Below are 6,656 nucleotides of genomic sequence, written 5' to 3' on the forward strand. Positions count from 1 at the left end.
TTCTCGACTCCCCCCGCGCCCCCCCGCCGCCGCCCCCCCCCGCGCCGCGACCCCCCCCGCCGCCCCCACAGCCCACACCCCCCCCCCCCCCCGCGGGGCTCTGAAGTCTGTGAAGCGTCTGCTTGTCCGCTACGCCCTTCGCTTCCACGAGGCGCTTTCCGTGCGTTTTCGTGCGGCGAAGCGGACGGTCGTCGTCGTTATGAAGCGCTTGTGTCGGCCGGGCGGATCCACAGTCGCTGCCCGATGGCGGCGGCCTGCTGAACGATCCGATTGACGGAGGCGGCGTCCACGACTGTGCTGTCCACGGGCGTGCCGTCGACATCGTCGAGTCGCATGATTTCGAAGCGCATGGGCTTCTCCCTTCGTCTGGTCATCCTCCTGAGGAGAACTACTTGAGTGTGTGGCGAGCGAGGCATCTCTGCACTTGCTCACGTAGGGAGTCAACGGGGTGTGTGTTACAAACATTCCCTACGCTAAGGAAATTTTTCGAGAACCTAATTACCGGCGGGTAGCTCGGGTGGCGGAGACCGAACGGCGCCGGTTGTGTTCGCAGCGTGACCGCCGGGACAATGGAATCGATGAACGACGACCACGCGGCTCTGGCCGCCCGCATAGACCGTACGAACGAGCTGCTTCAGCGCATGCTCGCCGAGGTCGCGAAGACACCCTCCACCCACGCGATCTTCGTCGACGCCGGATATCTGTACGCGGCAGCGGGGCGCCTCGTCGCCGGCACGGAGGACCGCCGTTCGTTCGACCTGGACACCGAGGGCCTCATCGAGGCGCTCATCGACCGGGCCCGCACGATCTTCGCCGACAGCCGCCTGCTGCGCGTCTACTGGTACGACGGCGCACGGCGCCGCATCCACACGGCGGAACAGCAGTCCATCGCCGAACTCCCGGACGTGAAGGTCCGGTTGGGCAACCTGAACGCCAACAACCAGCAGAAGGGCGTCGATTCACTCATCCGCTCGGACCTGGAGTCCCTCGCCCGACACCGCGCCATCAGCGACGCGGCCCTGCTCGGCGGCGACGAGGACCTCGTCTCCGCGGTCGAGGCGGCGCAGGGCTACGGCGCCCGGGTCCACCTCTGGGGCATCGAGGCGCCCGAGGGCGGCAACCAGGCCGAGCCGCTGCTCTGGGAGGTCGACAGCCAGCGCACGCTCGACCTCGACTTCTTCAAGCCGTATGTGGCCAGGCGGACCGCCCAGTCGTACGACCCGACGGCGGCGGTCCGGCCCACGCGGGAGGACGTGCGCTTCGTGGGCGCCCAGATCGCCGCGAAGTGGCTTGCGGCCCGCGGCCGTGAGTCCCTGGCCGAGCTGCTGCCCGGGCACCCGTATCTGCCCGGCTCGGTCGACCAGGACCTGCTGGTCGAGGCGGAGGGGCTGCTCCAGTACTCCCTGCGCGGCCAGTCGGACCTGCGCCGCGCCCTGCGGGACGGCTTCTGGGAGCACCTTCAGGGGCAGTACTAGCCGACACGGCCGGGAGTTGGCCGACGGCGCCGGGAGCGGTGCCGGCCCCGATGATGCCGGGAGCTGTGCCGGCTCATGCCGCCGTGAGCTGTGCCGGCCCATGCCGCCGGGGGTGGTGCCGGCTCATGCCGCCGGGAGTGGCGTCAGTCCGCGCTGCCGGGAGCGCTCGTGGGCCGTGTGCCGTCCCAGAACGCGGCCAGGGCGTGGGCGGTCTCCAGCGGCTGGTCGGCGTTCGGGGAGTGTTCCGCGCTCTCCACGACCGTGCGGAGCGCGTCCAGCCGTACGGCCATCCCGTCCAGCAGGGCGACCGGCCAGGTGTCGTCACGCTCGCCCGACAGCACATGCTTCGGGAGCGGGACGGCGGCCAGTTCGGCGACCCGGTCGGGCTCCTCGCAGAGCTGGCGGCCCGTGGCGACGAGCTGGGCGGGACTGTTGCCGAGCCAGCGGCGGCGCAGGTCGGCGAGGTCGTCGAGCCCCGCGTCCAGCCCGCCCGTGTCGGTCTCCTCGGGCGACTCCATCGCTTGGATGGCCTCCCACACCTCGGCCATGCTCATCACGGCCAGCGCGTCCCGCAGCAGCTTGACGCGCTGCTGCTGTGCCGTGGAGATCTGCGCCGGGCCGGAGGCCATGAGCGTCAGGGACACGAACGGCGACGGGTCGGTCAGCACCGCGGCACGCGCTATCTGACCGCCGAGCGAGTGCCCCACGAGGTGCACCGGAGTGCCGACCGCAGCGGCCTGCGCGAGTACGTCCTGCGCCAACTCGTCCTGCGCGTAAGCAGTTTCGTCGTCCCGTGGCCCCTCGGTCTCGAACTGTCCGCGCCCGTCCACGGCCACCGTCCGGTAGCCCGCCGCCGCCAACGGCACGTGCAGCGCGATGAAGTCCTCCTTGCTCCCGGTGAATCCCGGCAGCAGCAGGGCGGTCCCCTTGCACCGTCCCTCCGGCGCGGCGTCGAGCACGGCGAATTCGCCGCGCGGGGTGGACAACCGGTACGCGCGGACACCGGCGGGCGGAACGAATGTGTAGGGCCTGCTCATGCGGAGGAGGCTATCGGGCGTCGGCGACGGCCGCTCGACGGGTGCGTTGCCCCGAGGCCGGTCCCCGGTGAAGTCCGCCGTGGGCCGGCGGGTGGGGCGGAGCCGGGAAACGCCGACGGCCGGAGCGGGGAAACGCCGACGGCCCGGCCCCACCGGATGGGGGACCGGGCCGTCGGAGGAGAGGTCAGCTCTCCGTGGGCTCCGTGGCGACAGCCTTGCGGGTGCGTCGGCGCGCGGCGGGCTTGGCCTCCGTGGCTTCGGCGGCCTGGGCCGGGATCTCGGCTTCGGCGACGGCCTTGCGGGTCCGGCGGCGCACGGGCTTGGCCTCGGTCGCCTCGGCGGCCTCGGTGGTGTCCGTGGTCGCGGCCTTGGCGCGGGTCCGGCGCGGCTTGGTGACCGTCTCGGTGACCTCGGTCGCGGGGGCCTCGACGGTGTCGACGGCGGCCTCCGCGGCCTTGCGGGTCCGGCGGCGCGCGGGCTCGGCCGGGGCCTCGGAGGCCTCGGCGACCGTCTCGGCGGCGGGCGCCGTCTCGACGGTCTTGCGGGTCCGGCGGCGGGCCGGCTTGGCCGGAGCCTCGGCGACGACCTCGGCGGCGGCACTCTCGACCACGGCCTCGGCGGCGGTCACCACCGCCTCCGCCGTCTCGACGGCCGTCGCGGCGCTCTTGCGGCTCCGGCGACGGCGCGGCGCGGCCGGCTCGTCGGTGACACCCTCGGCCGTCGCCACGGCGGATTCCGCGGCCTCGGTCACGGGGGCGGCGGCAACGGCCGCCACGGCCTCGCCCGCTCCACCGCGCGTCCGCCGGCGGCGGCGCGGCGTACGGGGCTCGGAGCTGTCGACGGACGCGGGCGACTCCGTGGCCGCCGGAGCGGCCGTGGACGCGGACGTCTCCTCCGAAGGCGCACCGCTGCGCGTACGACGGCGCTGGCGGGGCGTACGGGGGGCGCGCTCACGCTCGGTGGACGAGGGCGCGGCCGAACGGCCACCGCGGCCACGCGGAGCGCCACGGCCACCGGTCTCGCCCAGGTCCTCGACCTCTTCGGCCGCGAGCCCGGCGCGGGTGCGCTCGGAACGCGGCAGGACACCCTTGGTGCCGGCCGGGATGCTGAGCTCCTCGTAGAAGTGAGGAGAGGTCGAGTACGTCTCCGGCGGGGCCGGGAAACCGAGGTCCAGCGCCTTGTTGATGAGCTGCCAGCGCGGGATGTCGTCCCAGTCGACGAGGGTGATCGCGATGCCCTTGGCACCCGCGCGGCCGGTGCGGCCGATGCGGTGCAGGTACGTCTTCTCGTCCTCGGGGGACTGGTAGTTGATGACGTGGGTGACGCCCTCGACATCGATACCACGCGCGGCGACGTCGGTGCAGACGAGGACGTCGACCTTGCCGTTGCGGAAGGCGCGCAGCGCCTGCTCGCGGGCGCCCTGGCCGAGGTCGCCGTGGACCGCGCCGGACGCGAAGCCGCGCTGCTGGAGCTGGTCGGCGAGGTCCGCCGCCGTCCGCTTGGTGCGGCAGAAGACCATCGCGAGACCGCGGCCGTCGGCCTGCAGTATGCGCGAGACCATCTCCGGCTTGTCCATGTTGTGCGCGCGGTACACGAACTGCTTGGTGTTCGCGACCGTCGCGCCCGAGTCGTCCGGCTCGGAGGCGCGGATGTGTGTGGGCTGCGACATGTAGCGGCGCGCGAGACCGATGACCGCGCCCGGCATGGTCGCCGAGAACAGCATCGTCTGACGGCGGGCCGGCAGCATGTTCATGATCTTCTCGACGTCGGGCAGGAAGCCCAGGTCGAGCATCTCGTCGGCCTCGTCGAGGACGAGGGCCTTGACGTGCTTGAGGTTGAGCTTCTTCTGGCCCGCGAGGTCCAGCAGGCGCCCGGGGGTGCCGACGATGACGTCGACGCCCTTCTTCAGGGCCTCGACCTGGGGCTCGTACGCCCGGCCGCCGTAGATGGCCAGAACGCGTACGTTGCGAACCTTGCCCGCGGTCAGCAGGTCGTTGGTCACCTGGGTGCACAGCTCGCGCGTCGGGACGACGACGAGGGCCTGCGGGGCGTCGGTGAGTTGCTCGGGCTTGGCCCGGCCGGCCTCGACGTCCGCGGGGACGGTGACGCGCTCCAGGAGGGGGAGGCCGAAGCCCAGCGTCTTGCCGGTGCCGGTCTTGGCCTGGCCGATGACGTCGGTGCCGGAAAGGGCGACCGGGAGCGTCATCTCCTGGATGGGGAAGGGGTTGACGATGCCGACGGCCTCAAGGGCCTCGGCGGTCTCAGGGAGGATTCCGAGCTCTCGGAAAGTCGTAGTCAGGGTGCTGCCTCTTCTGTGTACGCGGTGCGAGGCGAACGCGGGGGTCGTGACGGGACCGTGCCGGGGACGTCGGCCGCTCTTGACGGGCGGGCCGGGTGGCATGGGACCACTGCCGACGCTCGAGCTCTCGTGCCGCTGAGGGTTCCCTCCGGATGTCGTACGCAATGTGCCGTACCGACGAGGAGGGCTGTCGGGTCGGAGCCGATCGGGCCACCGACCGGGCATCCTCATTCGTGCGGCCCGTCGAATACTCGCCGGGCGCATTACCACCATACCCCGGATTCGCGCACATGTGATGGCCGATTTGGTCACGTAGTCGTCGTCGCACAGGTTGACCAGGGACTTCCCTCGTGCTGTGAGCGGGCTATTGTGCGCTTCATGACGACGCCTGACAACGCCGCTGAGAAGCCCGCCGAGGCCCCCGCCGACACCGCCCCCGCGGCCACCGGAGTCGCCGCGCAGAACTGGGAGACGGCCTCGGCCGAGCCCCAGTACCGCGCCGCGGTCGTGGACCTGCTCGGAGCGCTCGCGTACGGCGAGCTCGCGGCGTTCGAGCGGCTCGCGGAGGACGCCAAGCTGGCGCCCACGCTCAGCGACAAAGCGGAGCTGGCGAAGATGGCGTCCTCCGAGTTCCACCACTTCGAGCAGTTGCGGGACCGGCTCGCCGCGATCGGCGCGGAGCCGACGCAGGCGATGGAGCCCTTCGTCGCCGCGCTCGACGGCTTCCACCGGCAGACGGCCCCCTCGGACTGGCTGGAGGGGCTCGTCAAGGCGTACGTCGGCGACTCGATCGCCAGTGACTTCTACCGTGAGGTCGCGGCCCGCCTCGACTCGGACACCCGCGGGCTCGTCCTCGGCGTCCTCGACGACACCGGGCACGCCGGTTTCGCCATCGAGAAGGTGCGCGCCGCGATCGACGCCGACCCGCGCGTGGGGGGCCGGCTCGCGCTGTGGGCGCGCCGGCTGATGGGCGAGGCCCTGTCCCAGTCGCAGCGCGTGGTCGCCGACCGCGACGCACTGTCGACGATGCTCGTGGGCGGCGTGGCGGACGGATTCGACCTCGCGGAGGTCGGCCGGATGTTCTCCCGGATCACCGAGGCGCACACCAAGCGGATGGCCGCGCTGGGCCTGGCGGCCTAGAGCGCCCAGGGCCTCACGCCTCCCGGACGCCGGGAGGCGCGCGGCCGGGGGATTTGATCGCCCCGCCGTCTAGACGCGCGGTTCACGGTCGCGGGAGCGGGGCCTTCGCAGCGGCTTACGCGGTCGCCGAGTGGCGTCGAAAACGCTCCTCGGGGCGCAGCAGCAACGACAGCAGCGCCGCCGAGACGGCCACCGCGCCGAGAAGGATGGCCAGGAAGTGGCCGGAGCCCAGCGCCGTGTGCGTCAGGAAGGCACCGAACAGGGCTCCCGCCACCCCGGTCGACAGGACCAGGCTGCGCGACGGCAACCGGTGGGGCAGGCGGTACGAGGCCGCCCATGCCAGCGCGAGACCGATCAGCGCGGAGCCGAACGCTTCCAAGAACATGGTGGGGTCCCTCCCTCACGGCCGGTGCAAATCGGTCGTAGCCGGTCCTACCCCTGACGTTCGGAACGCAACCCTCCTCCATGCCCGGCATGTGCTCCATCTGCGGAAGTGACGGAACGGAAGCGAGCGTGCGCCGGACGCGATGGCCGCGCGAACCGGCGGGACGCGCGTACGGGAAGGGGGGGGGGGGGGGGGCGCGGGCTGGGGGTTCGGGACGCGGTACGCGGCGGTGGCCGCGGTTTTGCGCGCGGCGGCGGCCACGGCCACCGCCAAGTACCTCTTCGTACCTGTCATGAACGGACAACTCCTAGTGATGGGAC

Annotated in this window: 6 protein-coding genes; 2 read left to right on the forward strand and 4 right to left on the reverse strand. The window is 72.2% G+C overall.

All coding sequences use genetic code 11. The features are described from left to right. Window positions 1–197: 197 nt before the first annotated feature. Window positions 198–350 carry a hypothetical protein gene (locus ACFXGX_RS15370; RefSeq protein WP_007384531.1) on the reverse strand — a complete coding sequence of 51 codons (153 nt, stop codon included), beginning with the start codon at window positions 348–350 and terminating at the stop codon, window positions 198–200. Between the two features lie 228 nt (window positions 351–578). Between ACFXGX_RS15370 and ACFXGX_RS15375 the strand changes: the two genes are divergently transcribed. Continuing rightward, a complete protein-coding gene (locus ACFXGX_RS15375; RefSeq protein ID WP_355769917.1) occupies window positions 579–1,475 on the forward strand; it encodes an NYN domain-containing protein in 897 nt (298 codons plus the stop codon). A gap of 143 nt (window positions 1,476–1,618) precedes the next feature. Here ACFXGX_RS15375 and ACFXGX_RS15380 read toward each other — a convergent pair whose 3' ends face one another. After that, entirely contained in the window at window positions 1,619–2,512 is an 894-nt protein-coding gene (locus ACFXGX_RS15380; protein WP_384790248.1) for an alpha/beta fold hydrolase, read from the reverse strand. A gap of 184 nt (window positions 2,513–2,696) precedes the next feature. After that, on the reverse strand, window positions 2,697–4,913 hold the full coding sequence (locus tag ACFXGX_RS15385) for a DEAD/DEAH box helicase (RefSeq protein WP_384790251.1): 2,217 nt from the start codon (window positions 4,911–4,913) through the stop codon (window positions 2,697–2,699). Between the two features lie 276 nt (window positions 4,914–5,189). On the opposite strand from ACFXGX_RS15385, the gene ACFXGX_RS15390 reads away from it, so the two are divergent. Then, window positions 5,190–5,951: a ferritin-like fold-containing protein gene (locus ACFXGX_RS15390; RefSeq protein ID WP_384790254.1), complete on the forward strand. Its 762-nt coding sequence runs from the start codon at window positions 5,190–5,192 to the stop codon at window positions 5,949–5,951. A gap of 115 nt (window positions 5,952–6,066) precedes the next feature. Here the strand turns inward: ACFXGX_RS15390 and ACFXGX_RS15395 are convergent, their stop codons facing one another. After that, complete coding sequence (locus ACFXGX_RS15395) at window positions 6,067–6,336, reverse strand: hypothetical protein (RefSeq protein WP_384790257.1); 270 nt, start codon at window positions 6,334–6,336, stop codon at window positions 6,067–6,069. Window positions 6,337–6,656 lie beyond the last annotated feature (320 nt).

The sequence above is a fragment of the Streptomyces sp. NPDC059371 genome, assembly GCF_042751995.1.
Classification (GTDB): Bacteria; Actinomycetota; Actinomycetes; order Streptomycetales; family Streptomycetaceae; genus Streptomyces.

Coding starts and splice junctions, on each gene's coding strand:
- ACFXGX_RS15370 (WP_007384531.1), bottom strand. CDS start 350: ATGCGCTTCGAAATCATGCGACTCGACGATGTCGACGGCACGCCCGTG.
- ACFXGX_RS15375 (WP_355769917.1), top strand. CDS start 579: ATGAACGACGACCACGCGGCTCTGGCCGCCCGCATAGACCGTACGAAC.
- ACFXGX_RS15380 (WP_384790248.1), bottom strand. CDS start 2,512: ATGAGCAGGCCCTACACATTCGTTCCGCCCGCCGGTGTCCGCGCGTAC.
- ACFXGX_RS15385 (WP_384790251.1), bottom strand. CDS start 4,913: ATGCCACCCGGCCCGCCCGTCAAGAGCGGCCGACGTCCCCGGCACGGT.
- ACFXGX_RS15390 (WP_384790254.1), top strand. CDS start 5,190: ATGACGACGCCTGACAACGCCGCTGAGAAGCCCGCCGAGGCCCCCGCC.
- ACFXGX_RS15395 (WP_384790257.1), bottom strand. CDS start 6,336: ATGTTCTTGGAAGCGTTCGGCTCCGCGCTGATCGGTCTCGCGCTGGCA.